This window comes from Natronorubrum daqingense (genome assembly GCF_001971705.1).
Taxonomy (GTDB): domain Archaea; phylum Halobacteriota; class Halobacteria; order Halobacteriales; family Natrialbaceae; genus Natronorubrum; species Natronorubrum daqingense.
The window spans coordinates 1,204,973-1,231,387 of record NZ_CP019327.1; the positions used below are offsets into that span (position 1 = coordinate 1,204,973).

Annotated in this window: 29 protein-coding genes and 1 pseudogene; 12 read left to right on the plus strand and 18 right to left on the minus strand. The window is 61.9% G+C overall.

Annotated elements, in window-relative coordinates; genetic code table 11:
- The first annotated feature begins 93 nt into the window (after positions 1-93).
- Positions 94-477 carry a methylmalonyl-CoA epimerase gene (mce, locus tag BB347_RS05905; RefSeq protein ID WP_076581962.1) on the plus strand — a complete coding sequence of 128 codons (384 nt, stop codon included), beginning with the start codon at positions 94-96 and terminating at the stop codon, positions 475-477.
- Between the two features lie 78 nt (positions 478-555).
- Here the strand turns inward: mce and BB347_RS05910 are convergent, their stop codons facing one another.
- On the minus strand, positions 556-939 hold the full coding sequence (locus tag BB347_RS05910) for a hypothetical protein (protein WP_076581963.1): 384 nt from the start codon (positions 937-939) through the stop codon (positions 556-558).
- A 104-nt stretch (positions 940-1,043) separates the two neighbouring features.
- Complete coding sequence (locus BB347_RS05915) at positions 1,044-1,721, minus strand: ferredoxin--NADP reductase (protein ID WP_076581965.1); 678 nt, start codon at positions 1,719-1,721, stop codon at positions 1,044-1,046.
- 321 nt (positions 1,722-2,042) lie between these two features.
- Here BB347_RS05915 and BB347_RS05920 point away from each other — a divergent pair, with 321 nt between their 5' ends.
- On the plus strand, positions 2,043-3,800 hold the full coding sequence (locus BB347_RS05920; protein ID WP_076581966.1) for a 2-oxoacid:acceptor oxidoreductase subunit alpha: 1,758 nt from the start codon (positions 2,043-2,045) through the stop codon (positions 3,798-3,800).
- Complete coding sequence (locus tag BB347_RS05925; RefSeq protein ID WP_076581967.1) at positions 3,797-4,660, plus strand: 2-oxoacid:ferredoxin oxidoreductase subunit beta; 864 nt, start codon at positions 3,797-3,799, stop codon at positions 4,658-4,660. The genes BB347_RS05920 and BB347_RS05925 overlap by 4 nt, the downstream gene beginning before the upstream one ends.
- A gap of 116 nt (positions 4,661-4,776) precedes the next feature.
- Here the strand turns inward: BB347_RS05925 and BB347_RS19555 are convergent, their stop codons facing one another.
- Positions 4,777-4,935 carry a hypothetical protein gene (locus BB347_RS19555; protein WP_236996010.1) on the minus strand — a complete coding sequence of 53 codons (159 nt, stop codon included), beginning with the start codon at positions 4,933-4,935 and terminating at the stop codon, positions 4,777-4,779.
- Between the two features lie 51 nt (positions 4,936-4,986).
- Between BB347_RS19555 and BB347_RS19560 the strand changes: the two are divergent.
- Positions 4,987-5,070, plus strand: a pseudogene (locus tag BB347_RS19560) (helix-turn-helix domain-containing protein); the annotation flags it as partial.
- Between the two features lie 254 nt (positions 5,071-5,324).
- Here BB347_RS19560 and BB347_RS05935 read toward each other — a convergent pair.
- Complete coding sequence (locus tag BB347_RS05935; protein WP_076581969.1) at positions 5,325-5,546, minus strand: hypothetical protein; 222 nt, start codon at positions 5,544-5,546, stop codon at positions 5,325-5,327.
- Between the two features lie 395 nt (positions 5,547-5,941).
- On the opposite strand from BB347_RS05935, the gene BB347_RS05940 reads away from it, so the two are divergent.
- Complete coding sequence (locus BB347_RS05940; RefSeq protein ID WP_076581970.1) at positions 5,942-7,627, plus strand: PQQ-binding-like beta-propeller repeat protein; 1,686 nt, start codon at positions 5,942-5,944, stop codon at positions 7,625-7,627.
- Positions 7,628-7,798: 171 nt separating this feature from the next.
- Here BB347_RS05940 and BB347_RS05945 read toward each other — a convergent pair whose 3' ends face one another.
- The 8 genes from BB347_RS05945 to BB347_RS05980 form a co-directional block, all read right to left on the minus strand.
- On the minus strand, positions 7,799-8,200 hold the full coding sequence (locus BB347_RS05945) for a hypothetical protein (protein ID WP_076581972.1): 402 nt from the start codon (positions 8,198-8,200) through the stop codon (positions 7,799-7,801).
- Between the two features lie 143 nt (positions 8,201-8,343).
- Positions 8,344-9,429, minus strand: coding sequence for an Mrp/NBP35 family ATP-binding protein (locus tag BB347_RS05950; RefSeq protein WP_076581973.1), 1,086 nt, complete (start codon positions 9,427-9,429; stop codon positions 8,344-8,346).
- 2 nt (positions 9,430-9,431) lie between these two features.
- Positions 9,432-9,644 carry a hypothetical protein gene (locus tag BB347_RS05955; RefSeq protein WP_076581974.1) on the minus strand — a complete coding sequence of 71 codons (213 nt, stop codon included), beginning with the start codon at positions 9,642-9,644 and terminating at the stop codon, positions 9,432-9,434.
- A 3-nt stretch (positions 9,645-9,647) separates the two neighbouring features.
- Positions 9,648-10,940 carry an NrfD/PsrC family molybdoenzyme membrane anchor subunit gene (gene nrfD / locus BB347_RS05960; RefSeq protein ID WP_076581975.1) on the minus strand — a complete coding sequence of 431 codons (1,293 nt, stop codon included), beginning with the start codon at positions 10,938-10,940 and terminating at the stop codon, positions 9,648-9,650.
- Positions 10,933-12,192, minus strand: a complete 1,260-nt coding sequence (locus BB347_RS05965) for a 4Fe-4S ferredoxin N-terminal domain-containing protein (protein WP_083687751.1) — start codon at positions 12,190-12,192, stop codon at positions 10,933-10,935. The genes nrfD and BB347_RS05965 overlap by 8 nt, the downstream gene beginning before the upstream one ends.
- Positions 12,193-12,579: 387 nt before the next feature.
- Positions 12,580-13,452 carry a 2Fe-2S iron-sulfur cluster-binding protein gene (locus tag BB347_RS19865; protein ID WP_076581977.1) on the minus strand — a complete coding sequence of 291 codons (873 nt, stop codon included), beginning with the start codon at positions 13,450-13,452 and terminating at the stop codon, positions 12,580-12,582.
- 426 nt (positions 13,453-13,878) lie between these two features.
- The gene (locus BB347_RS05975; RefSeq protein ID WP_076581978.1) at positions 13,879-14,523 is read right to left on the minus strand and encodes a helix-turn-helix domain-containing protein; all 645 of its coding nucleotides are present in this window, start codon (positions 14,521-14,523) and stop codon (positions 13,879-13,881) included.
- A gap of 125 nt (positions 14,524-14,648) precedes the next feature.
- Positions 14,649-15,305, minus strand: a complete 657-nt coding sequence (locus BB347_RS05980) for a DUF6517 family protein (RefSeq protein ID WP_076581980.1) — start codon at positions 15,303-15,305, stop codon at positions 14,649-14,651.
- Positions 15,306-15,449: 144 nt separating this feature from the next.
- Here BB347_RS05980 and BB347_RS05985 point away from each other — a divergent pair, with 144 nt between their 5' ends.
- Positions 15,450-16,571: a pyridoxal phosphate-dependent aminotransferase gene (locus BB347_RS05985; RefSeq protein ID WP_076581981.1), complete on the plus strand. Its 1,122-nt coding sequence runs from the start codon at positions 15,450-15,452 to the stop codon at positions 16,569-16,571.
- Between the two features lie 51 nt (positions 16,572-16,622).
- Here BB347_RS05985 and BB347_RS05990 read toward each other — a convergent pair whose 3' ends face one another.
- Positions 16,623-17,183, minus strand: coding sequence for a type 1 glutamine amidotransferase domain-containing protein (locus tag BB347_RS05990; protein WP_076581983.1), 561 nt, complete (start codon positions 17,181-17,183; stop codon positions 16,623-16,625).
- 138 nt (positions 17,184-17,321) lie between these two features.
- Between BB347_RS05990 and BB347_RS05995 the strand changes: the two genes are divergently transcribed.
- The 4 genes from BB347_RS05995 (at position 17,322) to BB347_RS06010 (ending at position 19,847) form a co-directional block, all read left to right on the plus strand.
- Positions 17,322-18,287, plus strand: a complete 966-nt coding sequence (locus BB347_RS05995) for an NADPH:quinone reductase (RefSeq protein ID WP_076581984.1) — start codon at positions 17,322-17,324, stop codon at positions 18,285-18,287.
- Positions 18,288-18,764: 477 nt separating this feature from the next.
- A complete protein-coding gene (locus tag BB347_RS06000; RefSeq protein WP_076581986.1) occupies positions 18,765-19,166 on the plus strand; it encodes a hypothetical protein in 402 nt (133 codons plus the stop codon).
- Positions 19,163-19,354: a helix-turn-helix transcriptional regulator gene (locus tag BB347_RS06005; protein WP_076581987.1), complete on the plus strand. Its 192-nt coding sequence runs from the start codon at positions 19,163-19,165 to the stop codon at positions 19,352-19,354. Before BB347_RS06000 ends, BB347_RS06005 begins: the two co-directional genes overlap by 4 nt.
- A gap of 235 nt (positions 19,355-19,589) precedes the next feature.
- A complete protein-coding gene (locus BB347_RS06010) occupies positions 19,590-19,847 on the plus strand; it encodes a DUF5789 family protein (RefSeq protein WP_076581989.1) in 258 nt (85 codons plus the stop codon).
- 66 nt (positions 19,848-19,913) lie between these two features.
- Here the strand turns inward: BB347_RS06010 and BB347_RS06015 are convergent, their stop codons facing one another.
- The 3 genes from BB347_RS06015 to BB347_RS06025 all read right to left on the minus strand — a co-directional run bounded on the left by BB347_RS06015 (position 19,914) and on the right by BB347_RS06025 (position 22,660).
- On the minus strand, positions 19,914-20,921 hold the full coding sequence (locus BB347_RS06015; RefSeq protein ID WP_076581990.1) for a TIGR04024 family LLM class F420-dependent oxidoreductase: 1,008 nt from the start codon (positions 20,919-20,921) through the stop codon (positions 19,914-19,916).
- Between the two features lie 143 nt (positions 20,922-21,064).
- Positions 21,065-21,388: a hypothetical protein gene (locus BB347_RS06020; protein ID WP_076581992.1), complete on the minus strand. Its 324-nt coding sequence runs from the start codon at positions 21,386-21,388 to the stop codon at positions 21,065-21,067.
- Between the two features lie 39 nt (positions 21,389-21,427).
- Positions 21,428-22,660 (minus strand): M48 family metallopeptidase, encoded by a 1,233-nt coding sequence (locus tag BB347_RS06025; protein WP_076581993.1) that lies wholly within the window; start codon positions 22,658-22,660, stop codon positions 21,428-21,430.
- 201 nt (positions 22,661-22,861) lie between these two features.
- On the opposite strand from BB347_RS06025, the gene BB347_RS06030 reads away from it, so the two are divergent.
- A complete protein-coding gene (locus tag BB347_RS06030; RefSeq protein WP_076581995.1) occupies positions 22,862-23,215 on the plus strand; it encodes a hypothetical protein in 354 nt (117 codons plus the stop codon).
- A gap of 15 nt (positions 23,216-23,230) precedes the next feature.
- Here BB347_RS06030 and BB347_RS06035 read toward each other — a convergent pair whose 3' ends face one another.
- Positions 23,231-24,922, minus strand: a complete 1,692-nt coding sequence (locus BB347_RS06035) for a thiamine pyrophosphate-binding protein (RefSeq protein WP_076581997.1) — start codon at positions 24,920-24,922, stop codon at positions 23,231-23,233.
- A gap of 121 nt (positions 24,923-25,043) precedes the next feature.
- On the opposite strand from BB347_RS06035, the gene BB347_RS06040 reads away from it, so the two are divergent.
- Complete coding sequence (locus BB347_RS06040; protein WP_076581999.1) at positions 25,044-25,904, plus strand: UbiA family prenyltransferase; 861 nt, start codon at positions 25,044-25,046, stop codon at positions 25,902-25,904.
- A gap of 88 nt (positions 25,905-25,992) precedes the next feature.
- Here BB347_RS06040 and BB347_RS06045 read toward each other — a convergent pair whose 3' ends face one another.
- Positions 25,993-26,262 carry a hypothetical protein gene (locus tag BB347_RS06045; RefSeq protein WP_076582000.1) on the minus strand — a complete coding sequence of 90 codons (270 nt, stop codon included), beginning with the start codon at positions 26,260-26,262 and terminating at the stop codon, positions 25,993-25,995.
- Between the last annotated feature and the right edge of the window lie 153 nt (positions 26,263-26,415).

The following is a 26,415-nucleotide window of genomic DNA, read 5'->3' on the forward strand; positions in this document are numbered from 1 at the left end:
GTCTTTCGACTTTCGCCGTTCGACTTTCGTTTTTTCGAGTCCGGCCTGGTGAAACCACATCAATATTTGTGTTCGACATCGAACCCTCGAGCGATGCACTTCGAGCACGCCGGAATCGCGACCGAGGACGCACAGGAACTCGCGGAACTGTACTCGGACCTCTTCGGACTGGCGGTCGCACACGAAGAGGAGTTCGACGGCATGCGCGTCGTCTTCCTCGAGTGTGGCGACGGCTACTTCGAACTCCTCGAGCCGTTCGAAGACGGCACCATCGCGCAGTATCTCGAGGCGAATGGGTCTGGTATTCACCATCTCGCGCTCGCAACGGAGGACATCGAAGCCGCCCTCGAGACGGCGCGCGAACACGACGTTTCGCTGATCGACGAGGAACCGCGCCCCGGTGCGTGGGGCCACTCGGTCGCGTTCCTTCACCCGAAGGATACTGGCGGCATCCTCCTCGAGTTAGTCGAACACTGACGCTCGCACCAGTGGAGAGGAAAACGAGTGCTACTTTCTGCCGACAGGACGTAGCCAAGCCGAGATTCGGCGTCCGAGTTACCGACTCGAGTCGCCGTCTCCGTCTCGATCGATACTGATTCGATGTGGCTCGGGTCGCTCTTGCTCACCACTATTGCCGCCGCCGACGGGAATCTTCGTTCGCAAGTCTGCGGCGAACGATTGAACCTGATCGACGACAGTCTGAACTTCCTCTTCGAACTGCTCGACGGATCGTTCGACGTAGTGGACTCGTTGAGCGGGTATCCGACGGACGATGTCGTGCCCTTCCTCGTCCTCGTCGGTCTTGATGATCCAGTGATCTTGGAAGTATGCGATGTGTTCGTTCGGAACCGTCTTGTTGACGGTGCCCTCGTCGGGTTCGTCGTAGACGATCGTTGCCTCACCGAGGTCTCGCTCGAGTTCGAGGTCATCGTCGACCATATCGGGTGCTAGAGTATCCTATCCGCGTAGCTACTGTGCTTGCGAATCAGTGTGGTTCAGTTCACCATGATACGCACACGAGGACGATTCGACGACGGTCGAACTCACCCGAAATTCTCGATCAGCGCGTCGTCAGCGTCGCCGCCGGCGTCTTCGATCGTCTCCGAGACGAACGTCACGAACGATTCGAAGCCAAAGGCGTAGAGTTGCCCGTCCTCGAGGTGAGTCTCGATTGCGTCGGCGAGTCCGTCGCTCTCGCCGTCCTCGAGAACGGTAACGGCCGCGCCCGCGTCCTCGAGGGCGTCCAGTCGGTCGGTGTGGGCCGGCGCGTCGTCCTGGTAGATCACGGTCGCGTCGTGACCCGACTCGTGGGCTGCTTCGGCGATGGAAACGGCAGGGCCGACGCCGGGGCCGCCCGCGACGGCGACGACGTCCTGGTCTCCGTCGTAGGTGATCGTGCCGAAGGGACCCTCGATGTGGACGATTTCGCCGCCCTCGAAGTCGGCGAGCCAGGGCGACAGTTCGCCGTCGGGGTCGATTCCGACCGTGATTTCGAACGTCTCCGTTACCGACGGCGAGGAGAGCGTGTAGTGGCGCATGACGACGTCGTCTTCCTCGAGGTCGGCTGCCGTCTGATCGTCTTCGCCGGGGACGGCCCGGAGCAAGACGAACTGGCCGGGGAGCGCCTCGAACTCCTCGGGTGCCTCGAGTTCGAGTGCAATGGTTCCGTTCCCAACGTCGCGAATCGCTTCGACCGTCACCGGTGTCCCGTCGATTGCCATGTCCGATCGTTTGGTGCCCCGTCGAAAAGGCGTTCCGTTACCCGTCGTCCTCGAGGGTGTAAATAGACAGTCGTCGGGTCTCTCGATTCGTTCAATTCGAGGCAAATATTGACGAACGTATGAGGTGGGTCTCCAAGATACGGAGTAGCAGGCCTGGATTGGCGATCTTTGCCAGAATTCGATATGTGTGGTTTCTCCCAGGAAGACTGTAACGATTAATAGAAACTGACCTCGGTAGCCGAACATATCATCGACTGTTGTCGAAGTGTGGTTGGGTTTTCAGAAGCCTTTTCATTTACTGGGGGCAAGGTTCGGCATAACATGGCTGAGGATCTCAACTGGGCGGTTGGAGGCGAGGCCGGGGACGGTATCGACTCCACGGGAAAAATCTTCGCTCAGGCACTTTCCCGAGCCGGACGGCACGTATTCACGTCGAAAGATTTCGCGTCGCGAATCCGCGGCGGCTACACAGCGTACAAGATTCGAACGTCGGTCGAAGACGTCCAAAGCGTCGTGGATCGACTGGACATTCTCGTCGCGTTGACACAGCGAACTATCGACGAAAATCTCGACGAACTACACGACGGTAGTGCCGTCATCTACGACGGCGAACGCTCGTGGGAAGCCGAGATCCCAGATGAAGTTGAAGCAGTCGACGTTCCACTTAAATCGATCGCAGAGGATGCTGGCGGTGCGATCATGCGCAATATCGTCGCCCTCGGTGCTGCGTGTGAAATCACCGGCTTCGACGTCGAATACCTCGACGAGGCCCTCGAGAAACGCTTCGGTGGCAAGGGCTCGAAGATCGTCGAGAACAACAAGGAAGCCGCACGCCTCGGTCAGGAGTACGTCCAGGAGCACTACGATTTGGACCACCTCGGCTACAACGTCGAGACGACGGACAACGACTACGTCCTGCTCAACGGTGACGAGGCGATCGGGATGGGTGCCATCGCTGCCGGCTGTCGCTTCTATGCAGGCTACCCGATCACGCCCGCGACGAACGTCATGGAGTACCTGACGGGACGGATCGAAGACTACGGCGGTCACGTCGTCCAGGCCGAAGACGAACTGTCGGCGATCAACATGGCGCTCGGTGGTGCCCGTGCCGGTGCCCGCTCGATGACTGCGACCTCCGGCCCCGGGATCGACCTGATGACCGAGACGTTCGGACTCATCGCGACGAGCGAGACGCCACTCGTCATCGTCGACGTCATGCGCTCTGGCCCCTCGACCGGGATGCCGACGAAACAAGAACAGGGCGACCTCAACATGACACTCTACGGTGGTCACGGCGAAATTCCGCGCTTCGTCGTCGCCCCGACGACGATTGCCGAGTGTTTCTGGAAGACCGTCGAGGCGTTCAACTACGCCGAGAAGTACCAGACGCCAGTGTACGTGGTCTCCGACCTCGCACTCGCCGTCACCGAACAAACCTTCGAGCCGGACGTGTTCGACATGGACGACGTCGAAATCGACCGCGGAAAACTCGTCGATGACGACGAAGTCGACGAGTGGCTCGACGCACAGGGACGCTTCCGCGCCCACGCCGTCACCGACGACGGCATCAGTCCGCGCGCGAAACCCGGCACGGTCGACGGCGCACACATGTCGACCGGCCTCGAGCACGACGAACTCGGTCGCCGGACGGAAGAGGAAGACGAGCGCGTCCAGCAAGTCGACAAACGCTACCGCAAAGTCGAAACTGCACAGAACGAAGAGGACTGGGATTACCGCGAATTCGGCGACGAGGACGCCGACAACCTCGTCATCTCGTGGGGGTCGAACGAAGGTGCACTTATCGAAGCGCTCGACTATCTCGAGGACGACGGCGTCGACGTGCGCGTCATTTCGGTTCCCTACATCTTCCCGCGGCCTGATCTCAGCGACGAGATCGAGGCTGCCGAGGAGACGATCGTCGTCGAGTGTAACGCGACCGGACAGTTCGCCGACGTGATCGAACACGACGCCCTTACCCGCGTCAAGCGCATCAACAAGTACACCGGCGTCCGCTTCAAGGCGGACGAACTCGCCGAACAGATTGTCGACCAACTCTCCGAGGAGGTACCAGCACAATGAGCTCCGACGTACGATTCACCGACTTCAAATCCGACAAACAGCCCACGTGGTGTCCCGGTTGCGGCGACTTCGGGACGATGAACGGTATGATGAAAGGCCTCGCCGAGACCGGCAACGATCCGGACAACACGTTCGTGGTCGCCGGCATCGGCTGTTCCGGAAAGATCGGGACCTACATGCACAGCTACGCGCTGCACGGGGTTCACGGTCGCGCGCTGCCGGTCGGCACGGGCGTCAAGATGGCTCGACCCGACATCGAAGTGATGGTCGCCGGCGGTGACGGTGACGGCTACTCGATCGGTGCCGGCCACTTCGTCCACGCCGTCCGCCGGAACGTCGACATGTCCTACGTCGTCATGGACAACCGAATCTACGGTCTCACCAAGGGCCAAGCCTCGCCGACCTCGCGCTCGGACTTCGAGACCTCGACGACGCCAGAAGGACCGAAACAGCCGCCAGTCAACCCGCTCGCACTTGCACTGGCCTCGGGCGCGTCCTTTATCGCCCAGTCGTTCGCCTCCGACGCGCTTCGACACCAGGAGATCATCGAGGAAGCCATTGAACACGACGGTTTCGGCTTCGTCAACGTCTTCAGCCCGTGTGTCACGTTCAACGACGTCGACACCTACGACTACTTCCGCGACAGCTTAGTCGACCTGCAAGAAGAGGGTCACGATCCAAACGACTACGAGGCTGCCAAAGAGGTCATCCTCGACAGCGACAAGGAGTACCAAGGCGTGATGTACCAGGACGACGAGTCCGTTCCGTATCACGAACAACACGGCGTCACCGAGGACATGTCCGAAATCCCTGACGGCGCGCCGGAAGACGCGATGGACCTCGTCCGCGAGTTCTACTGACGACCGCCCGCAGTTTTTGACCGCCGCGTTTTGAACACCACAGCCACCAGCGAAGCGCCTGTGTCCGGTACCGCTTTTTCGAAACCGATGCTCGAGAGCTGCATGCGCCTTCGTCTCTATCCATCCGACGGCGTTTCGCACGCCGCCTCGAGGACGCCGTGATGTCGGTCTCGAAATTTCAGCAACGGCCCGGTCCGACGCCTCGCGAGGAGCATGAGCGAGCCACCAGCGTCGACTCGCGTCACCGTCTCGATGCTGGCCGCGAAGTTAGACACCGTCCACGCGACCGGTCGACGACGACCGACGTCAGGCCGCTCACCGCAAAACAGCGGGAAGCCCTCGAGTTGGCGTACGAACTGGGGTACTATCGACGCCCCCGGGCGGTCCGACTCGGGACGGTAGCAACGTAAGTGACGATTTCGGAGTCGGGCACGTCACAGCGCTTGCAAGGCGCAGAATCGAGACTGATAAACGCCGTCTTCGGGACGTCCGCCCGCGAGTCCTGAGTCGGTAACGGACGCTGGATTTCCCCGTTCACCGTCCGGTCACCGTTCTCCGTTCACTCGCCGCGTCACGGTCGTTCGTCGCTCGAGTACACACTGGTCGTCCCGTTCGATCGCCGCATTTGGGACAGATACCGACCGTAACGGGGTGCGTCGGATCCCTATTCGCTACTGTACGAGGCGTCGTACCATCGGTACAGTGGTGTAAATACGGCGAAGACGAGAATTGCACCGATAGCGACACCAATCCACTCTGCGTATGGCATCTCGAGACCGGCGAAGGACTCTCCGAGCGTCCCTCCGGCGATCATCATCGCGTAAATCACCGCAAGACCGAGGATGATTCGTGTGATAAAATTGTCCTCGACAGGATTTTGACCCATGTTGCAACGTAGTCGGCGAGGTTCTATAGTTTCTCTGGTGACATAACTCGTGTTCAGTTCGTCCGGCCACTTTTCGTCGCTCGAGGAAGCCGTCGAATACCAGCGCGTAACCGCCAACCCGGGGCGAGTGCTGGTCGCATGTTCGTCGCTGTTATCCGCCAGTTGGTTTTCGTTTTCTGTTTTGGGTTCTCGCTCACGCTACTCGGGGCGCGCTCGTATCGAATCGTGCTAGCTCCGTTCGACCGACTCTTCAGCGACTGATGGCGCACACCATCTAGTGAACTCGCACCTCCGACGATTGAGGAGAGGACAAGTCCCCTCTCACAACAGTTGTGAAGGAAACAAGTCCGAATATCGACTGGATAGTAACGGACGCACTCGCGAACCGTCTCCGTATGGCAGAATGGCAGCGACGATCGGTGCTAGCAGGGGGCGTGGTGCTTTCGATTGGCGGACTCGCGTCGGTCGGTGCCGGGTCCGACGGAGACGATACGCAGGACCTCCCGGATCCGGACGTTGACCCCAACCCGGAACTAGACGAAGACTGGCCCTCCTCCGATGGCGGCCCCGATCAATCTAGGTCTATCCAGGCGACCCGCGAGTTCGACGGCGACGCCCTCGAGGCAGCCTGGAGCGTCGACCACGACGGCAGCGTCGCCGTCGCCGACGACACGGTCTATACGACGTCGGAGGAGTCTGTCCTCGCGCTCGAGGCGGCGGACGGGTCGGTCGTCTGGGAGACCGACGACCTCGACGTAAGCGGTCCGTCGGTCGCCGATGACACCGTCTATCTCAGCGACAGCGAAGTCGTCGCGCTCGACAGGGCTGACGGACGCGTGCGCTGGACCACCGACTTCGAAAACGGTGACGCGGGCAGTCAAACGGTCGCGTACGACGCTGTCTTCGTCGTTGCTGACGGAACGCTGTACGCCCTCGAGACGGAGGACGGATCGATCCGCTGGGGCCTCGAGTCGATCCAAGACGAGGATGGAGACGAACAGGCGTTCATCCGAGACGTCGCTGCGGCGAACGGCGTCGTCTACGCCGTCGCCGAGGGATACCGGGGCGTCGCGCTCGATCCGGAAACGGGCGAGGAAGTCTGGCAAACCGGAATCTACGGCGGTCAGGAGATTTATCCAAACCCGACTCGTGCGACGTCGACGGGTGCCCTCCTCGGGGGCGCGTACTACAATCGCGAAATCATCGATGCTGAGACGGGGGAGTCGTTCGAATACGGTCACATCGACTCGGAGTACGTCGATCCCGTTTTAGACGAGGAGATGTCCGTACACGGAGGCCAACACGCCCTCGTCGGTCGATCCTACGGTATCGACGACGAGTATAGCTGGGGAATTAGCATCCACTCAACTCAGCGAGTCTCGACCGTGATCACCGAGGAAACCGTCTACGTCTACGTGATGGAGGGCGATGGGTACCCGGACGCGGAGTACAGCACGGAACTTGTCGCTCTAGATCGGTACGACGGGACCGAACAGTGGGTGCTCTCTGCCGACGACTCGCCCGTTGGCCCGATTCGAGCCCTCAGCGACGACACGATTTACGTTGATCACGACGGCGAACTCGTGGCACTCCGCGAGGAGCTCAACGAGGACGACCAGTCCGACGGTGAGGATGGAGACGGTAGTGAAGGCGATCAGCCCGACGAAGATGAAAGCAGTGACGAGGACGATCGATCCGACGAGGAATCGGAGGACGGCGACTCCGACGGCAGCGACGACGAAACTGAGACCGAGGATGGCGACGATGAAACCGAGGAGGAAGGCGGCGACGGCGAAGGAACCGACAGCGACGATGACGATGCTGATACCGACACCGACGACAGCGACGACACCGACGCTGACGACGCGGATACCGACGAGGCCGACGACGCGGACGGAGAAGACGAGGTAGATGACGAAAACGAAACCGGTGACGAAGCCGACGGCGGGAATGGTGGGGACGAGAACGGCGACGCTGACGACGGTACGCCCGGATTCACGACAGGAACCGGTATCGCGGGCGGCGCGCTTGGCCTCGAGTGGCTGCGCCGGCAGGCTGGTACGGACGACCCGGAGGAATAACGAGGTCCTGGCCGCGGCGAATCCGAGCGAAGGCGTTGCTTCGTAGCTCGCGGCCTCGTCGACGCATCGTTAGCAGGTGCGTGTAATTCGTGATACTCATCGTCAGCATGTACCGAACTGTCAGCGTGTTCGCTGAACTCGAGTCCAAATGAGGGAGTTACCGAGGGCACGTTATATCGTGTCAACTGCTGACCTGATTTCTCCGTTCTCTGTCACCTCAACTTGATAGAAGTCCGGTCCACCGACGCTCCCTTCGTACGCCGTCTCTCCATCGATACATATCTCGAACGAACAAGACTCCGCATCTTCCTCGCGCTGAACGCCGAATTCTTCTTCCGAGTCGATTTTGAACCGTTCCGTTCGACAGTCAGTCTCGAGAGCAACCGTCTCGTCAAAATCACTATCGACGTCCACTTCGACCATGGTCGTACCCTCCGCGCGCGAATAATCCTCGTCGAAGTCGTCTGAGTCACCTTCTGACCCAGTATCGCTCGTTCCTTCGCTCAAATTGTCGACGCAACCTGGGACTCCGACCAACGAGACACTCCCGAGCAACACTCCTCGCCGATTCATACCCCACTCAACACGACGAACCTGTAAATGCTTTGTCGACATGAGGTCTCAAGCAGTAACTTGTCAACTTAGATAGTGGTAGCAAAACACGAAATCCAATCTGAGCCCGCCGTTCGTTCAGTTCCTCTGCACGACGGCTACTGTCAGCTTTCGATCGGGCTCTCGTCGGCGGGCACCGCTTCGCCGACCGAGGAGGCGAGGGCGCTATCTCGGCGTCTCAGCGCACCGACGGCGTCTGCCGTGTTGCCGGCGAGGGTTTCGAACGCTCGAGCGCTCGCGCCGTCGCCCAACGCGACGGGTGATCCTTCGTCGCCGTCGACCCGGATGTCCTGATCGATGGGGAGCGCGCCGAGGAACGGCACGTCGTACTCCCGGGCGAGTTCGTCGCCGCCGCCGTTGCCGAAGAGGTCGTGATGGTCGCCACAACTCGTACACTCGAAGGTTCGCATGTTTTCGACGATCCCGAGGACGGGGATGCCGTGGGAGCCGAACATCGAGAGGTTGCGCCGCGCGTCGTCGATCGCGACGCGTTGTGGCGTCGTCACGACCACCGCGCCGGTGACGTCGACGGTTTGACAGAGCGTGAGTTGGGCGTCGCCGGTCCCCGGCGGCAAGTCGACGACGAGGTAGTCCAGTGGTGCCCACTCGGTTTCGGTCAACAGCCGCTGGAGCAGGCTGTCGACCATCGGCCCCCGAAGGACCGCAGCCTCGTCTTCCGGGACGAGCTGTCCGATGCTGAGGACCTTCACGCCCTCGTGTTCGGGCGGGACGATACGCTCGTCGTCGGTTAGGGTGGGAGCGCCCTCGACGCCGAGGACGCGGGGCACGTTCGGCCCGTAGACGTCGCCGTCTAAGATTCCGACGCGGGCGCCTCTGTCGGCGAGTGCCGTCGCGAGGTTGACGGCGACGGTCGTCTTTCCGACGCCGCCTTTCCCCGAACTGACCGCGATGACGTTTTTCACGTCGGGGGTCGGCCCCTCGTGTCGTGTCGATTCCGGCGCGAGCGACAGTTCGAGGTCGCGCTCGAGGCCTGCGTCCTCGAGTTCGTCGCGGATCGCGGTGGCGATCCAGCGCTCGTCGGGGGCGTGTGGTGCGTGGAGTGCGACCTCGACGTTGGTCGTCTCGCCGTCGAGGTGGATGTCGGTCACGACGCCGAGACTGACGATGTCTTCGCCGAGTTTCGGGTCGTCGATGCGTGCGAGCGTTTCGTAGAGTGCTGATTCGTTCATCGTTAGAAGTTCATGAGGACGCCGATGGCGGCGCCAGCGATCGCCGTCCCGATGATCAGGACGATGATCGAGCCGAGTATTGCGCCGAGTCCGATGAACGCCGTTCGGAAGTCCCTCGGTTTTCCGAGGAACCAGCCGGCGAGCATCACGTACACGGGAACCAGGACGACGCCGAAGACGACGAACAGGCCGATGTGGACGAGCGAGTGCGTCATGGGTTAGATCTCCTCCGGGTCGAGTTCGACCATCGGGATGATCTTGGTCGCCAGTGCGATCAACAGCGCTGCGATAACGACGGTGCTCACAACGACCACCCATTCGATCGCGGTGGGGCTGTAGGATCCTGTCGGATACAGGTTCGCCAGCGGCGGCGTTGTCGGGTACAACAGCCCCTCGACGACGAAGATCAGCTTCTTGATCCAGATCGCGATCGACACCGAGATGGCACCGGCGACGACCGCCGGCAGGCTGTACGCGCTCGGTCGGACGATGGTCGCCAGCATGTAGAGTGCGGGAATCGTGATTCCGGCGACCGCCACCCAGAACAGCGGCATAGTGAGCAGCGTCTCGGTCAACGCTTCGTCTTGCACCGGTGCCGCGTAGACGCCTGAGAGGGTGTCGTGCAACAAGAACCAAAGGACGGCCATCGAGAGCACCGTGAGCGCCTTCGTGAGCCCGCGGAACACCGCGTCGTCGATGAACTCCCAGTCGTAGGCGTATCGGAACGCGGCCCCGACGACGATGACGAACGCGATCGCAGACGCGAGCGACTCGAACAACATCGCAGGGCCGGTCGCCGCACCGAACCAGCCGGGCTGTGCGCCGACTAAGCTGAACAGCCACGGAACGACTCCGCCGCTCAAAAGCGGCACCAGCGCGAGAATCGCGATCGCGAGCCAGTAGGCCATCTGCTCCGCCTTTTCGTCTTCTTCCGGACGGTATCCGAGCAACAACAGGCCGTAGACGGGTCGAAGGTATCGCGGAACGCGGTCCATCAGCGCGTAGAGTTCCGCCCGCATCGTCAGCGTGAGGTACGTCATCGAGAGTACCAGGTACAGCGAGACGACGGCGACGTCCCACGCCAGCGGCGAGTGGTGGACCGTCTGTGGCCACATGATCATCGTGTTGATCAACCGATCCGGGCCACCCAGATCGAAGACGATGTTGGCAGCCGCCATCGGCAGCGCGACCAGCGTGACGATCTCACCGATGCGAGCGATCGGCTCGAACTGGTCCATCTTGAACACGCGGACGGCCGCGGAGACCGCGATTCCGCCGTGAGCGATCCCGACCCACCAGATGAAGCTCCCGATGTACATTCCCCACGGGACGCCGCCGCCGGTACCCCAGTCGCCGAGACCCGTCATGATGAGTCCGTTTCGAAGCTGCGTGATCCAGGCCTCGAGGAACAAGAGCATTCCCAGGCCGAGGAGCACGAGCAGGGCCAGGAACTTCCACGTCGTCGTGTGGAGGGGCCTGAGAACCCGTTCTACCGGCACGTCGTCAGTCATCCGCCTCACCTCCTGCCCACCGCGCGTCGATCTCTTCTCGTCTGTGTTCGGTCATGTCCATCTCCTCGTAGGAAACCGGCCCCTCCACGGGCGTCGCGGAACTCGAGGGTTCGGGGCCGACGTACGTGATGTTCGGTTCGTTTCCGGCCTCGTCGAGGAGTTCGAACGTGTTGGAGTCCGACTTCTCCTCGAGGTGTCGTTGTGGCGCGTCATCCGGGTCGGTGATGTCGCCGAAGTGGATCGCGTCGGCCGGACAGGCGTCTTCGCAGGCGGTCGTTCCGACGAGGTCGGGGTCGTCGGAGTCCTGCCGGTGGACGCAGAACGTACACTTCCCCATGACGCCTTCCGGCGGGTTGCCGGCGACGGTGTCGCCGTGTTGGTCCGTTCGCGACTCGTCGAAGCCTCCCGCTTCGTCGGTTGGCTCCGCCCACTGGAAGTAGTTCACGCCGTAGGGACAGGCGACCTCACAGTAACGACAGCCGATACACGTGTCGTAATCCGTGAGGACGAGTCCGTCGTCTTCTCGCTTGTACCGCGCCTGCGTCGGGCAGACGTACGTACAGGTCGGCCGCGTGCAGTGTTGACACGGTCGCGTCATCGAGTCGTCGTGGTCGTCGTCCCACTCGGCGTCCTCGTCCTCGGCCCAGCGGAAGACGTACGTCCAGTGGACCGCGGCGGAGGTGTTGTTCTCCTCTTTACAGGCTTCGGAGCACTGGAGGCAGGCGATACAGTTCTCGACGTCGATGGTCATCCCCAGTTGCCCGTTCGACTCCTCCGTCGTCGCCATCGTCTGCTCGTCCTCCCCGAGACAGCCGGCGAGTCCTGCCGTCGCCGTGGCCGCTGCGCCTGCACCGAGGGCCTTGAGCATCGACCGACGACTCTGTTCGTGATCGTCGGGAACTCGCGGAATCGAGGCGGCGGACTCGAGTGTCGTCTTCGTCGGTCGCTCGTCGACGCCGAACTCGGCTTCGACGCGGTCTCCGTGTCGTCGCTGGAACGCTTCCTTCGAGAGGTCGCCGTCGGCGATTCGATAGGCGTCTCGAGCGAGTCGCTTCCCGAGTTCGGTGTCGAAGTCGGTCTCGGCGAGGACCTCTTCGGCCCACTCCTCCCACTCCGGCCCGGACAACGCTGGCGGTGGGCCGAACTGGGCGGGTTGCTCTTCGCCGTCCGGAACGGGAGTGTTCGTGGGGACATCTCCGCCGCCACAGCCACAGCCCTCACCGTCGGTACTCCCGCCGCAGCCGTTCACCATCGACACCACCTTGCAGATCGAATCGGTCGCCGTGCGATACCTCGACGCGAACGCGAGTGTGTACGTCTCATCTGTCGAATGATTTTGGAGACGAGACGGCTCGTCGCGGTGATCGGTCGCGGTGGGCTGTGCCCCAACCGAGTACGATCAGCGGTTGCCTCCATTCGGATAGTCACCTACCTAGTCGTCGACCCCCTACCTCGGTGAGTCCACTTCTCAATATTACAGACCTTTTTATACCCTGTCTATCGCGACGACCGTCTCCGGACTCACTGCCGTTTCAGTCGTTCTAGGGCCCGTCTTTCTCATCGTCGGTCGCCTCCTCCCGAGTCAAATTGGTAACATAACTGAAACCTCAACATAAATACTCGGTGGCCGTCGGTCCGACTACGCGTCGGGTTGGTCGCCAACGGACAGTTCGAACTCGTCTCGCGGTTTGCCCGTACAGGTCAGGATGTAGCCGTCTTCGACCGTCTCGTCGTCCAGTTCGTCGACGTTGTTTTCGGTCATTTCGACGAGTTCAGACCCGTCGCCGTCGACGCGGGACGTACACTGTCCACAGTTACCGGACCGACACTGGTAGGGCAACTCGAGTCCCTCATCCTCACCCGCTTCGAGCAAGTTCTCGTCTTCGGGCACCTCGACGGTTTGACTCTCGCCGTCCTCGAGCAGGTACTCGATTTCGTAGGACGCACCCTCGTCTTCGTCGTCGACGTGTGCGCCGACCTCGAGTTCGAACGCTCCGCGTGGTTCGCCGGTGCACGTCAAGACGTATCCGTCTTCGATCGCGTCGTCGTCTAGTTCGTCCACGTCGTTGTTCGTCATCTCGACGAGTTCCGAGCCGTCACCGTCGATACGGGACATACACTGTCCGCAGAAGCCTTCCCGACACTGATATGGAAGTTCCCAGTCCTCCGCTTCGCCAGCTTCGAGGAGATTCTCGTCTTCGGGGACCTCGATCGTCCCGCCGTCGTCGTCCTCGAGGAGGTAGGCAATTTCGAAGGGGCCCTCGTCTTCATCTTCGTCCTCGGTGTCGCCGTTGTCCTCGTCTTCGTCGCCGTTTTCTTCTTCATCGTCGTCCTGTCGTTGTGCCGGTTGGTCACCGAATTCGAACAGACCGACACAGCCGGCTAACGCGACCGAACTGCCACTCCCCACTGCTGCGAGGAGCCGTCGGCGCTGGACGACAGAGAGATTCTTCGGAAGCTCGATACGGTTCTCACACGGTCCATCCTCACCGGAACAGCCATCGTCGCTCATACTTCAACCGAGGACACACGCCGCGCTGAGCGTTCGTCTCAAGTATGAAGGGCTTTTTATCGCCGGCCGTTCCTCGCCGCTGATCGCCAGTTCCACCGGGTACAAAAGATTCCGTGAGAGGACCCACGCTGGGCAGTCGTGTCGACCTGAGTGAACTCCAGCTGACGCCACCGACCCAGCACGTGTCAGTACGCTCGAGACTCCGATCAACGCGAGCCTGGATACTACAGCGGTTTTTCCACCGACTCGCCGCCCACACTCGCGAGACACGATCCATCCCCGACGCGGGAAAGGATCGCGTCGCTCTTCGCTCGAGCGCCGAGCCTCGATAGAGTCTTGGAGTCAGTCAGATCGACGGGGAGAGACGAGTCCCCAGCCGGAGTGACTGGGAAAATGGCAGGAGTCGGACGTACCGTTACGTGGCAGTTACAACGACTGCTGTTCGAACAGCGACGTGACGAGCTTCGATTGTACGGCGCTCAGTCGCTGGGAGACCGCCGACGGCGAGACGCCTAGGCGGTCTGCAAGCTCGTCGAGATTGGCCTCCCGAGGCGTTTCGAAGTAACCGGCTTCGACGGCGACGCAAACCGCTTCGCGTTGCTTGTCGGTGACGCCGTCCACGTCGATCTCGAGGGACGATTCCGCGTTCCCCCCGCCTGCGTGACTGATTCGTCGAAGTTGAACCGTCGCGCCGGTTTCGCGCAGTTCCTCGACGAGCGATGTGAGCACATCGTTCGAGGGAGTCATGACGACGATGTCCATCGCGCCAGCTTCGTAGCGTTCGATCGAGGTCGTACACTCGTGTGCGTGAAAGATCGGACAGATACACCGACCTGACACGTCGTTGACTAGGTACTGTTGACCTCCGGTCTCGGGATCAGTGACGGCGGACCGACATTCGACGTCGGTCTCTCGAGTCTCGTCCGTGGGGACGAGGTTTCGCGTTACGTCATCGCTGCGCGGTCCCGACTCGAGGATCGAACAGTTCGCGGCCGGATGCGGTTCGATCGTGAATTCAGCACGGAGCGACGACGATTCGTCGAGCGCTCCGTTCGTTCCAGATACTGCCATCTCGAGTTAGTATTGGAATCTGATCAGTATATACTGACGGCAGAATAGCCAGACCGTGGGAATGTACTGTTGGATATGATACAATACGGATTCGTGACGAGTCGCGTGAGGTGATTTCTCGATGCCTACGCGGGGTGTTCGACCGACTCCATCAGCGTCTCCGCGTGCTCCGATTCCTCCTCTAAGTCGGCCGGATAGCTGCTGAGCAAGACGAGCACGTCGTCGTCGTGACTGAAGGACGTCACGCCGATGTCCACGTCGACCTGCTGGCCGGCGATTTCGGTCTCTCCCTCGAATCGATCGACGTCGCGGCTGTCGTCGAGGATATCGAGCGAGAACGAGTCCGCGTGGGAGACGTTGTCGAAATCCGCGTGCTCGCTGTCGACCTCGCCCATGAACTCCTCGAGCAACTCGTCGTTGTCCATGTCATCGATCGGATTGAGCGAGTAACCCAGTACCGAGACGTCCGGAATCGAGACGGCGGCGAAGAAACACGCTTCCTCCTCGATTCCCTGGTAATCGATCTCTTTCGAGTAGACCGAACTCCAAATCGTCGCCTCGATATCGCGCTCGACGCCGACGTCGACCGTTTCCTCCATCGATTGCTCGTCGATCTCGTACTCGTCGTACTCCGTTTCCTCGAGTGCGTCGTCGGTCGGTCTGACTTGCTCTGCGGAGAGTTCCAGCGGTCCGTCGCCGCGCACGAAATCGAGACAGCCCGCAGTGAGTGCTAACCCACCAGTCGCCCCGGCCGCGAGAAGTGCTCGTCGAGAGTAGTTCATAGACATCACATTCGGCAGAAACGGTATATGAGTTGTGGAACGTTCAGCGGGGAAGACAAGACAGTCACGGCGATAGTCGTCGTCGCGTTCGCAGGCGGGTTCAGACACATCAAGAGTTATCGGGGTCCACACCACCCTCTAGGTATGACCGAGTTCGCACGACGAGTCGAGCAGGTGTCGATCAGCGGTATCCGAGAGGTCTTCGAGGCGGCAGGCGACGACGCGATCAACCTCGGTATCGGCCAACCGGACTTTCCGACGCCGGCACACGCCCGTCGCGGAGCGATCGAGGCGATCGAATCCGGCCAGAGCGACGCCTACACCTCGAACAAGGGGACGCGTTCGCTCCGAGAAGCTATCGCCGCGAAGTACGACCGAGCCTACGGTCTCGAGGTCGATCCGGAAGACATCATCGCAACATCGGGCGGCAGCGAAGCGCTCCACCTCGTACTGCAGGCCCACGTCGATCCGGGTGAGGAAGTCATCTTCCCCGACCCAGGATTCGTCTCTTACGACGCGTTGACCCACATCGCCAACGGAACGCCGAAACCAGTCGGTCTCCGCGAGGATCTCACGCTCGATCCGGCAGCGGTCGAAGACGCGATCACCGACGACACCGCGGCGTTCGTCGTCAACAGTCCGGCCAACCCGACGGGTGCCGTCCAGAGCGAGGAAGACATGCGCGAGTTCGCCCGCATCGCGGACGAACACGACGTGCTCTGTGTCTCCGACGAGGTGTACGAACACATCGTCTTCGACGGCGAGCACCACCCGCCACTCGAGTTCGCCAAGTCGGACAACGTGGTCACCGTCAGCGCCTGCTCGAAGACGTACTCGATGACGGGCTGGCGACTCGGCTGGGTCGTTGGCGCAAACCCGCGTATCGAACGCATGCTGCGCGTCCACCAGTACGGCCAAGCGTGTGCCTCCGCGCCCGCACAGTACGCCGCCGAAGCCGCACTGACCGGGCCACAGGAGCCGGTCGACGAGATGGTCGCGGCCTTCGAAGACCGACGGGACGTCGTCCTCGACGGTCTCGAGGACGCCGGCCTCGAGGTTCCCAAACCCGAGGGGGCGTTTTACGCGATGCCGAACGTCCCCGAGGGATGGTGCGAGGAAGTGCTCGAGCGCGACGTCATCGTCGTCCCCGGTGACGCCTTCGGCGCGAACGGCGAGGGCTACGCTCGCCTCTCCTACGCGACGGGAATGGAGGAGTTGAAAGACGCCCTCGAGATCATCGACGCGGCGACGCAGGCGGTTCGATAGCGTCGCACCTGGGCGTCCCGTCGGTTCGACGCTTCGAATCGAGTTACGATCTCAGGTCGCTTCGAACTGCTCGAGAATCGTCTCGCAAAAGGCGTCGAGATCGTCCGGGTTTCGGCTGGTGATCAGCCCGTCGTCGGTGACGACCTCCTCGTCGACCCACTCGCCGCCGGCGTTGCGAACGTCGGTCTGGAGGCTGTGATAGGAGGTGAGCGTCCGACCGTCGACGACGCCCGCTTCGACCAGCGTCCAGGGGCCGTGACAGATCACGGCGGTGGGCTTTCCGTCCTCGACGTGTGCCCGGAGGAGGTCGACCCCGGCCTCGCGCGTCCGGAGCGTGTCGGCTCCGACGGTGCCGCCGGGAACGATTACCCCGTCGTAGTCTTCGGCCGAAACGTCCTCGAACGTCGTCTCGATTTCGTACGCGTCACTCTCCTCGAGGTCGTTAGTGACCGTCTGGCCCTCGCCGGTTTCGTGGCCGACGACGTCGACCGTCGCGCCGGCGTCTTCGACGGCTTGCTTCGGTTCGGTGAACTCGACTTCTTCCGTCCCTTCTTGTGCGAGGAAGATCGCGACGTCGACGCCCTCGAGGTCGTGATTAGTTGAGTTGCTCATCACCGACTCCTGCACCCAGCGGACGGACAAACGTTGGACTTGCTGGTGCAGTCAGCGAGTCCAGCGAATCTTCTTCGACTCGCCGAGCGACGCAGACACTGTACGCTTATGGCGTTCTAGCGGATGGTTTCACACGATATGCGCGCTGTCCGTCTTCACGAGCACGGCGATACCGACGTACTGCAGGTCGAAGACATCGAGCGACCGACGCCCGACGAGGACGAACTCCTCCTCGAGGTGGCCGCGGCCGGGGTCAACCCCGTCGACACCTACTTTCGAGACGGCTCGTACGAGCCGGTCTCGCTGCCGTTCACGCCCGGCGTCGACGTTTCGGGCGTCGTGGCCGAGGTCGGCGAGGGAGTCGAGGGGTTCGAGGAGGGCGAGCGCGTCTTCGGCACCGGAATCGGAAACAGCGGCTCACAGGGAGCGTATGCCGAATACGCGACGATTCCCACCGATAGGGTCGTTCAACTCCCGGACGACGCCGACCTCACCGAAGCGGGAGCCGCGGGCGTCGCAACCGTCACCGCCTGGCGGGCCCTGATCGACCACGCCGACCTCGATCCGGCCGAGCGCTGTCTGATCCACGGCGGTTCCGGGGGCGTCGGACACGCCGCCGTCCAGATCGCCGACGCGGTCAGCGCTCGAGTGATCACGACCGCTTCCGAGGCCTACCACGACGACCTCGCCTCCCTCGGCGCTGAGACCGTCCTCGACTACGGCCGAGACGACTTAGCGGACGCCGTGCTCGAGGAAAGCGACGGCGGCGTCGACGCAATCTTGGACCACCGGCTGGACGACTATCTCCAGTTCGACGCGGACGTCGCTGCGACCGGCTGTCGCGTCGTCGGGATCGGCGAGAACAGCCCCGACCCCGGCTTCACGAACGACGGCGCGGCCCGTTCGAAGGACGTCAGCTACCAGTTCATGAGCATGTTCAACACACCTGACCTTCGGGTCCCGCTGGGCGGCATCGCCCACCTCATGGCGAGCGACGCGCTCTCGATCGAACTCGCGCGAACGTACGACCTCGAGGAGGCAGGGCAGGCACAGAAGGATGTTATGACCGAGAGCGTCCTCGGAAAGGTCGTCATCGAGCCCTAACACCAGATACATACACGATTTCGATAGTTCGTTCGAGTAGTCGCGCTCGGAACTGTTTGTAGGGACGTGTCTCTCGATTGTGAAACAATTAGTACATCTTTCAGTGGGACTCCAGCAGAACTGCTGTGCTTGTAGAACTCGTCTTCAATTGCTTACAGTAGGTTCCCTGCCCTGTATCTGCTTTCTACCGCCTGTAGCGCTGTAGCGCTGAATCCAGCAACACAGCCGTTGAAATGGGATCGATCTCAACACTTGGCTGGCCGCCTCGACTCCGTTACCTTCTCACCCTTTGCCTCCCGGCGTTAGGATTCGTTTTCCGATTCCTGTATTCCCCGAGAGGGGAACAACTAAGTTTGTGTATTGTCTCCTACCCATTATGGAAAGCAAGCTATACACTATGTCAATGGTGGCCGACATAGTGAATCGGTTACGAAAGCACCCAGACGATTCTCGAAGAGAAGCGAAACGGGGGATACTATGAGTGAACTCCCCACAAATATCGAACAGCAAAAACGGAACGGGTATCTCATGCTCGCGGGTGCTGGGCTACTCATCGTTGGTGGTGCCGTCGTTGTCGGGCTTTCGTCACTTCCGCCAGTAAGCTATCTGGGCGTGTTCGTTCCAGTTAGCATACTCGTGTTCTTTGGATACAGAGCGGTATCTGCGGGTCGAAGCCAGAAGGCCCTCGGCGACGAACGAACCGCAAAGCTGCACGGAAAAGTCGGCGTTAATTCGTTCTGGATGCTCTTGTTCGTAATACTAGCTGATGGGCAACTTACTGTCGTCCCACCCGAAGGTGCGAGTACGGCATATATCTTTGCCGGACTTTTCTTCTACGGGGCGTATTTTGTATACTACAGATATATCGAGAGAGCATGAAAAATGAACTGAAGGTCTACCGAGCAACGCAAGACATTACGCAGGAAGAACTTGCCAAAGAGGTGGGTGTTACCCGTCAAACGATCAACGCCATCGAAACGGAGCGGTACGACCCCTCGCTCGAGCTTGCGTTCGAGCTTGCGGCATATTTCGACTGTACGGTAGAAGATTTGTTCACACCAGAATAGAAAGACCGCCAGACAGGCACTGTTACTCGGGAATCCTAGTTCAGAATCGATCGATAAGGAGGCGTCTGTAGAACTTTTTCGAATGTGCGGGTGATCAACGCTATTACTGTCCATCGTTGACGAAGCCCCTGCCAGCGTTTCAAGTGCCACTCCCCGAGATTGACCGGGCTCCCACACTGTCGCGAAGGGCCGACGCATCCACACCGCTATGCCGATTGCGAGCCTCAGATCTCCCATGGGAGAGTCTGTCAAACTTAATCGCGTCGAGACGGTCCTCGAGGACCTCGAGTATCCGATCTCACGGGAGGAGGCTATCGACGGGTGCGAAGACGTGACGCTGGTACTTTCCGAAGGTGAGGAGAACCTCGGCGAGATTGTCGCCGAGTCCAGCGGCGACCACTTCGAGTCGATGGACGACCTCGAGAACGAGGTGTTCAACCTCCTGCCGCGCCACGCCGTGGGCGAGCCCTATCAGTCCGAAGGCGAGGGCTGAGCCGCGGTCGCTGTGGACCGTCGGGATCGGACAAACGGATTCGAGTCAAATCGCGGTCGCGCCGGCCTACACGAGGTCTGCAACCGCTTCCATCGTCGTCTCCTTTTCCTCGTCGCTCAACTCGTTGACGAACCCGAGACGGACGGCGTCGACGCCGTCGATCTCCGCGTAGGATTCGACCCACTCGCGAACCTCCTCGGGCGTTCCCGCGGGGGCCAGTTCGTCGAGCAGATCATCGGGCAACGCCGCGGCCATGGCGTCCGTGTCGCGATCCTGCCAGGCCGCTCGGATCTCCTCGACGATGTCCGAGTAGCCCTGCTTTGCGACCGAGTTGCCGTAGTAGGGACCGTACGCGCCGAGCATGAACGCGATCGTTCCCCGCGCCTTCTCGCGGGCGACCTCGCGGTCTTCGCTCGCGACGCCGCGAACGATCGGGGCGACGCGCAGGTCCTCGAGCGTCTTGTCGCCGAGTTCGGCCCCCCGTTCGAGGTCCTCGAGTCTCGTCTCGAGGCCGTCTTCGGTGAACAGTTGTGGTGCCCAGCCGTCGCCGAAGCGGCCGGCCATCTCGGTCGCCTTCGGGCCGAGGGTTCCGAGGTCGATTTCAGGCGGGTTCTCGGGAATCTCGCGCTCGTAGTTGAGTCCGGCGATGTCGAAAATTTCGCCCTCGTACGCCGGCGAGCCGTTCTCGTAGACGGCGCGGATGACCTCGATGGTCTCGCGTGTCCGTCGCAGCGGTCGATCGAACTCGAGACCGTGCCACCGTTCGGTGATCGCGGGCGAACTCGGACCGAGGCCGAGCCGGAATCTGCCGTCGGAGGCCTCGTGCAAGGCGAGTGCAGTCTGTGCGAGCATCGCCGGCGACCGTCCATACGGTGAGATGACGTCGTTCGTGATCCCCAACTCGTCGGTGCGGTCGGCCGCGAGCGTCAGTACCGGGACGATGTTCCAGCCCGTCGTCTCGCCAACGGTGATCCGATCGAAGCCGAGTTCCTCTGCCTGAACGGCGCGTTCGGCCACCCCTTGCGGGCGTTCGTAGTCGTTCAGTCGCACCAGCAGGTCTAGTTCGGCGTTCACCGGTCTGCCCTCCGCGTCTCTCGAATCGCTCGAGTGTGTGCCATCATCACCTACCGCGTCAGCCACTCCCATAAACTTCAGCGTTCACGATAGCTGAACCGAGCGCCGCGACTGAACGATCACCTCACGAACGGACGGTTATCTCAGGCGTCGAAATCGCTGTTCTGAACTGTCACACAGATTTGGCGTGCCGCCTCGAGGTGTTCGTCTGCCTCCTCGTGGCCGGTCTCGTCGACTTCCGCGAGCAGTGTCTCGATCTTCCCAACGCGTTCGTCGACGACGGAGCGTTCGAGATCGGTCGTTGCGACGTCTCGAGCGATTGCGTCGGCTTCCCCGAGCCAGCGGGAGGCGTCCCGATCGACCGGCAACTCGGCGGTAGCTGCGAGGTGTCGGTGGAGGTACTCGAGGTTCGCCTCGAGTGGTTCGTCGGGGTCGGGTACCCGTTGCGGTGTCGTGTCGTCGGTCACGTTCGACGAGACGGTCTCGAGATCCGTAGCGTTTGAGATCTATTGCTGCTCGGCGGTAACTGTTCGCGACTCGGTTGCATCGGCCGCGTTCCGAAGTCGCTCGATTCGCGAGTCCGTCGACGGGTGGGTTCCGAGGACGCCGCGGACGACGAACCGGGCCGCCCCGTCGAAATAGCGCTTTTCCTGCCACGGCGGCGGGACGATGCCGAATGCGGCCGTCGAGCGTTCCGCGCGCATGTCCGTGTCTGGCCGCCTCGAGCGATCGCCGTCGAGTTTCTCAAGGGCGCTCGCCAGCGCGGCCGGATTCCCGGTGACGCTCGCCGCCGCGGCGTCGGCGACGTACTCGCGGTAGCGGGCGACGATGGCGACCGAGACGCGACTCGAGACGTAGACCGGGGCGACGACGACGAGGATGATGGGGTGATTGAACCGCGTGAGGACCATGGACGCCTTCGTCGCTGGAAATAGGAGACCCGTCAGAACCGCCGCATCGCGATTGCTGAGGTGTGCGAGTTCGTGGGCTAGTACGGCGTCCAATTCGTGGTCATCGAGGGTCTCGAGCAAGCCACGGGACACGACGATCACGGATTGCTCCGCTCGATAGCCGACGGTTGCAGCCTGTGGCGTTCGGGTAGTCCCGACGCGAACCTCCGGCGTGGGAACGTCGGCCTGTCGCGCCAACCGTCGAACGCGAGCCCGCAGTTCGGGTTCGCGCTCGTCGTCCTCGATGACGCCGTAGGCTTCCTCGAGATCGGATCGAACGGCACCGTCTTGGCGGAGTTCCGTTTCGACGAGTCGGTAGGTCTGCCAGCCGACGAACCCGAGGCCAACGACGACGCCGATGTAGGCGGCCGAAATCTCGAGAACGTCGACGATCAGGGTGTAGAGCAAGATGAACGAGAGGGCACCGCCGCCGGCGAGTCCGAGGTACTTCGGCGGAACAACCTGCGTCGGATTCCAGAAGAGGCCACCGAGTCCGGCGGCGGCGTCCGAGACGCCGTCGTGAGCGAGTCGCTCGGAGAGCGCGCCGGGGGAAACGAGTCTGGCGAGAACGGTCGCGGTGAGCCACCACCCGAGGAGGAAGCCGGAAGCGACGAGGACGAGCACGAGCACCATTCCAGCCATTTCCGGGACGCCTTCCACGAAGGCGAACGAGATGAGCGACGCGAGAACGATCTCGACGACGAAAAGGACGAGCACGCCGACGAGACCGAGGAGACTGGCGACACCCATTCGAATCCAGAGGCCAGTTCGGAGGTTGACGAGACTCATCGCTGATCCACCGCCGAACGCGACGTCGATTGCACCGACTCGAGTGAGCGGGCACCCAGCAGTATCGATTGCACAGGTGAGAATCCGTTGGTCGTGTCAGATCAAAATACCTCGGGTTCGTGATGGGTTGGCTGGGTCGCCGTTCGATACTGCGGCGAATCTGCCACTCCCTTTTTCACGGTCCTCCGAGCAATAACGGGTATGACCCACGGATTAGACCCGACGGAGGAGTACGACGGGTCGATCACCGTCCGGCTGTTAGACGACGAACGGGGGACGGAGACTCACCGATGTTCGTCGTACGAAGGGGCCATCGAACTCGTAAAGACCCACGAGCGACGCGTCACTGTCGCGAAAATCGTCGACCGTGAGGGAGCGGTCGTCTTCACCTCCGCCGACGCCGACATCGACGAGTGGGAACGCGTCTGGAATCGAGAGAAACGCCGACTTTCCGTCCACGTCGAGGAACGCGAGTGTCCCTACGACAGCATCTCCTGCTTTGCCGACGATCTCTGCGTGCAGTGTAAAATCGACACGGTTCAGGAACAGTACTGAACTGAGACGCTCGAGTCAGTCGTGGACTAACACGTCGAGGACGTCGACGCCCTCGTTCGCCAGCGCGTTCTCGAGCGCCCCCGCAATTTCGTCGGGCGTTTCGACGAGTTCAGCCCGTGCGCCGTGGCTCTCGGCGTTCTTCACGAGGTCGACCGGCGGGTCGAAGTCCATTCCGACGAACTCGTAGTCCCCTTCCTCGCCCCCGAGCAAGTCGAGCGTGTTGTTCTTGAGGATACGGTAGTTGCGATTGTCGGAGATGACGACCGTGAGGTCGACGTCGTGGCGGGCCGCGCTGTAGATCGAGTGAGGATAGTACTGGTAGGAACCGTCCCCGATGAAGCCGACCACGTCCCGCGGTTCGTCTCGCTGGCCTTCCGCGATGGCCGCACCGACGGCGGCTGGAAGCCCGTAGCCGAGTCCGCCACCCTTGTTGGAGATGTACTGCTCCGGCGCGAGGTCCCAGCGCGTCAACATGGCGTACTTCGAGGTGATTCCCTCGTCGACGATGGCGCAGTCGCCCGCCACCTGCTCCATCGTATCGACGAGTTCGGCCTTCGAGGCCCGCGGATCGTCTTCGGCGTCTCCCTCGCCCATACCAGCCATCTTCGCGTCGACCATCTCTTTGATCGCGGCGACGTCCTCGAGCCGGCCCTCGACGGTCTCCGGCGAAATCCGTCCCTGAACGCGCTCGATGAGTTCCTGCAGGACGAGGCCGGGGTCGCCGATGACGGCCGCGTCGGCGGGTTGGTTCTTCCCGACCTGCCAGTCGTCGTCGCTGATGTGGATGCACGTCGTCTCGCTGTCGACGAGGGCTCCCTCGTGGCGGGTCAGCGTCGTGTTGGTCGAACAGCCGACGAAGACGAGCGTGTCGGTGTCCATCAGCATCGACGCGAGCCCTTCACTCGGCGGGATGTAGGAGACCCACTGGTCGTGATCCGTCGGAAAGTCGACCTCCGCGGAGAGGATTTCTCCGTGGACGCGCGCCCCGGTCGCCTCCGCGAGTTCGACGGCCGCGGCGACGGCGTCGCCACCGGAGCGAGCGACGTGGTCTCCGACGACCATCACCGGCTCGTCGGCCTCGGCCAGGTGATCGGCCGTTCGCTCGAGTTGGGCCGGATCGCCGCTTCCGGCGTTCGGAATCGCGCCGAGGCGTTCGGGCTCGTCGTCCGTTTCGGCCAGCATGACGTCGAGGGGAAGCCCGAGGAAGACGGGACCCGTCGGGGGCGTCATCGCGACGCGAAAGGCCCGTCGGAGCATCGTCGGCAGCGCGTCGACGTCGAGGACCTCGTCGGACCACTTACAGAACTGCTCTGCCATCTCGGCTAACTGACCCGAAAGGATGGGCTCTTCGTGGCGGAAATCGGTGCTGTGGTTGCCCGCCGTGACGACAAGCGGCGCGCCGGCGACTTTGGCCGCGTACACGTTCCCGAGTCCGTGTGCGAGCCCGGGAGCGATGTGAAGGTTCGCGACGCCGACCGGTCGCACCGAGTCGTCGTGGTGTGAGTGATAGCGCCGCGTCTGTGCGTAGCCCGAAGCCATCCCCACGGCGATGTCCTCGTGGAGCCCGAGGATGTACTCGAGATCGCTTTTGCCGATCGATTCGACGATCGGTAGCTCCGTCGTCCCCGGGTTTCCGAAGACGTAGTCGACGTCGTACGCCTCGAGTGCGTCAGCGAAGAGATCAGCGCCGGTGTAGTCGTCTGTCATGGCTGTGCGTGGCACGGGACGGTACATCAACCTGTGTGTTTCGGCGTCCGACGCTGGTTGTTCGGCTGTCCCCTCCCAGCCGGGGCTGGGTATTATACGCCAGTTCGGTGTCACTCGAGGCATGGCCGTCGTGAGAGACGGGACCGGCACCGTTGCGATCGTTCGGGCCTACTGGTCGCAGGTCCATCCCGTGTTTATGCTCCCACCGCTCGCAGCGTCGCTCTTCGGCGTTATTCTCGCGGGCACGCTCGAGGTCGGACTCGCCGCGACTCACCTCGGTGCCATCTTCGCCGCGGTGTACACCGCCCACGTCAAGGACGGCTACGTGGACTTTCACGTTCGCGGCGAAGACGACGATCACCCGCTGACCGAACGCGGTTGTCGGATCGGCCTCGTTCTCTCGACGAGCACGTTCGCAGCGTGTTGTCTGGCGCTCTTCGCGTTCGTCGATTGGATCGCCGTGGCGCTCACGGTACCGACGTGGATCATCGCGTACTTCCACGCGCCACAACTCGACACGAACCCGCTGTCGGCGACGACCGGCTACCCGCTCGGGATCGCGCTCTCGTTGCTGGGGGGTTTCTACGTGCAAGCCGGGACGCTCGCCCTCGTCCCCGTTGGCTTCGCGCTCGTCTTCCTCGTCTTGCTCTCGGGGATCAAGGTGATCGACGACGCACAGGACTACGAGTACGATCGGTCGATCCGGAAACGAACCGTCGCCGTCGCTCTCGGTCGACAGCGCGCGGACGGCGTCGCCTACAGCCTGCTGATTTCGGCGTTGCTCCTCGTCGTCGGATTCGCCGCCGCTCGAGTGTTCCCGCCGTCGGCGATGCTCGCCGCGCTCGCCTTCGCAGCGGTCGCCGTCTTCGCCCGACGAGCGTCGCCCGACATCGCGACGATGTTGCTCATTCGGGGCTCGTACGTCTTCCTGGCCGTACTCGTCTTCGCCGTCTGGTTCGAGCCGCTGGCTGGACTCCTCTGACTCGAGTCGGAACCCTCACTGGGACAATGACGTGATCAACGAAACTGCGAACGCAGAAACGCGTGTGTATGCCGGGAATTGCGGACTCTCAGACCGTGAAGTAGCCGAGTTGCCAGAGGACCAATCCGACCACCCAGAGCGTCACGCTGGCGAGCCCTAATCCGGCGAAGAGGTATCCGAACCACGATCGATCCATTGCATTCGAGAGTTTGACGCCGCTGTAGGCGGCGACGATTCCAACGATTGGGAGCAAGAACAGCGAGACGACTGCCGAAATGATCGCACCCCACAGGTGGGCTCTGTGCGTTTCGCGTGCCCGATCGATGTCTTCCATCAACGTCGGTGCCTGGTTTTCCATCGGTCACTAGAGGCTTGGGAACCACGGCTATTAAACTGACTGGTTAGTCAGTTTTTGCTCGAACTGCTCTGCTGAAATGTTCATATGGAGACAACTTATTCGTAGTTTTGATGAATGCAGAGCGAAGTTGCATACGAGTTTTCGCTTGATGTG

Excerpts from the sequence above, each read along its gene's own strand:
- mce (WP_076581962.1), top strand. The coding sequence starts at position 94 with ATGCACTTCGAGCACGCCGGAATCGCGACCGAGGACGCACAGGAACTC.
- BB347_RS05910 (WP_076581963.1), bottom strand. The coding sequence starts at position 939 with ATGGTCGACGATGACCTCGAACTCGAGCGAGACCTCGGTGAGGCAACG.
- BB347_RS05915 (WP_076581965.1), bottom strand. The coding sequence starts at position 1,721 with ATGGCAATCGACGGGACACCGGTGACGGTCGAAGCGATTCGCGACGTT.
- BB347_RS05920 (WP_076581966.1), top strand. The coding sequence starts at position 2,043 with ATGGCTGAGGATCTCAACTGGGCGGTTGGAGGCGAGGCCGGGGACGGT.
- BB347_RS05925 (WP_076581967.1), top strand. The coding sequence starts at position 3,797 with ATGAGCTCCGACGTACGATTCACCGACTTCAAATCCGACAAACAGCCC.
- BB347_RS05935 (WP_076581969.1), bottom strand. The coding sequence starts at position 5,546 with ATGGGTCAAAATCCTGTCGAGGACAATTTTATCACACGAATCATCCTC.
- BB347_RS05940 (WP_076581970.1), top strand. The coding sequence starts at position 5,942 with ATGGCAGAATGGCAGCGACGATCGGTGCTAGCAGGGGGCGTGGTGCTT.
- BB347_RS05945 (WP_076581972.1), bottom strand. The coding sequence starts at position 8,200 with ATGAATCGGCGAGGAGTGTTGCTCGGGAGTGTCTCGTTGGTCGGAGTC.
- BB347_RS05950 (WP_076581973.1), bottom strand. The coding sequence starts at position 9,429 with ATGAACGAATCAGCACTCTACGAAACGCTCGCACGCATCGACGACCCG.
- BB347_RS05955 (WP_076581974.1), bottom strand. The coding sequence starts at position 9,644 with ATGACGCACTCGCTCGTCCACATCGGCCTGTTCGTCGTCTTCGGCGTC.
- nrfD (WP_076581975.1), bottom strand. The coding sequence starts at position 10,940 with ATGACTGACGACGTGCCGGTAGAACGGGTTCTCAGGCCCCTCCACACG.
- BB347_RS05965 (WP_083687751.1), bottom strand. The coding sequence starts at position 12,192 with ATGGTGAACGGCTGCGGCGGGAGTACCGACGGTGAGGGCTGTGGCTGT.
- BB347_RS19865 (WP_076581977.1), bottom strand. The coding sequence starts at position 13,452 with ATGAGCGACGATGGCTGTTCCGGTGAGGATGGACCGTGTGAGAACCGT.
- BB347_RS05975 (WP_076581978.1), bottom strand. The coding sequence starts at position 14,523 with ATGGCAGTATCTGGAACGAACGGAGCGCTCGACGAATCGTCGTCGCTC.
- BB347_RS05980 (WP_076581980.1), bottom strand. The coding sequence starts at position 15,305 with ATGAACTACTCTCGACGAGCACTTCTCGCGGCCGGGGCGACTGGTGGG.
- BB347_RS05985 (WP_076581981.1), top strand. The coding sequence starts at position 15,450 with ATGACCGAGTTCGCACGACGAGTCGAGCAGGTGTCGATCAGCGGTATC.
- BB347_RS05990 (WP_076581983.1), bottom strand. The coding sequence starts at position 17,183 with ATGAGCAACTCAACTAATCACGACCTCGAGGGCGTCGACGTCGCGATC.
- BB347_RS05995 (WP_076581984.1), top strand. The coding sequence starts at position 17,322 with ATGCGCGCTGTCCGTCTTCACGAGCACGGCGATACCGACGTACTGCAG.
- BB347_RS06000 (WP_076581986.1), top strand. The coding sequence starts at position 18,765 with ATGAGTGAACTCCCCACAAATATCGAACAGCAAAAACGGAACGGGTAT.
- BB347_RS06005 (WP_076581987.1), top strand. The coding sequence starts at position 19,163 with ATGAAAAATGAACTGAAGGTCTACCGAGCAACGCAAGACATTACGCAG.
- BB347_RS06010 (WP_076581989.1), top strand. The coding sequence starts at position 19,590 with ATGGGAGAGTCTGTCAAACTTAATCGCGTCGAGACGGTCCTCGAGGAC.
- BB347_RS06025 (WP_076581993.1), bottom strand. The coding sequence starts at position 22,660 with ATGAGTCTCGTCAACCTCCGAACTGGCCTCTGGATTCGAATGGGTGTC.
- BB347_RS06030 (WP_076581995.1), top strand. The coding sequence starts at position 22,862 with ATGACCCACGGATTAGACCCGACGGAGGAGTACGACGGGTCGATCACC.
- BB347_RS06035 (WP_076581997.1), bottom strand. The coding sequence starts at position 24,922 with ATGACAGACGACTACACCGGCGCTGATCTCTTCGCTGACGCACTCGAG.
- BB347_RS06040 (WP_076581999.1), top strand. The coding sequence starts at position 25,044 with ATGGCCGTCGTGAGAGACGGGACCGGCACCGTTGCGATCGTTCGGGCC.
- BB347_RS06045 (WP_076582000.1), bottom strand. The coding sequence starts at position 26,262 with ATGGAAAACCAGGCACCGACGTTGATGGAAGACATCGATCGGGCACGC.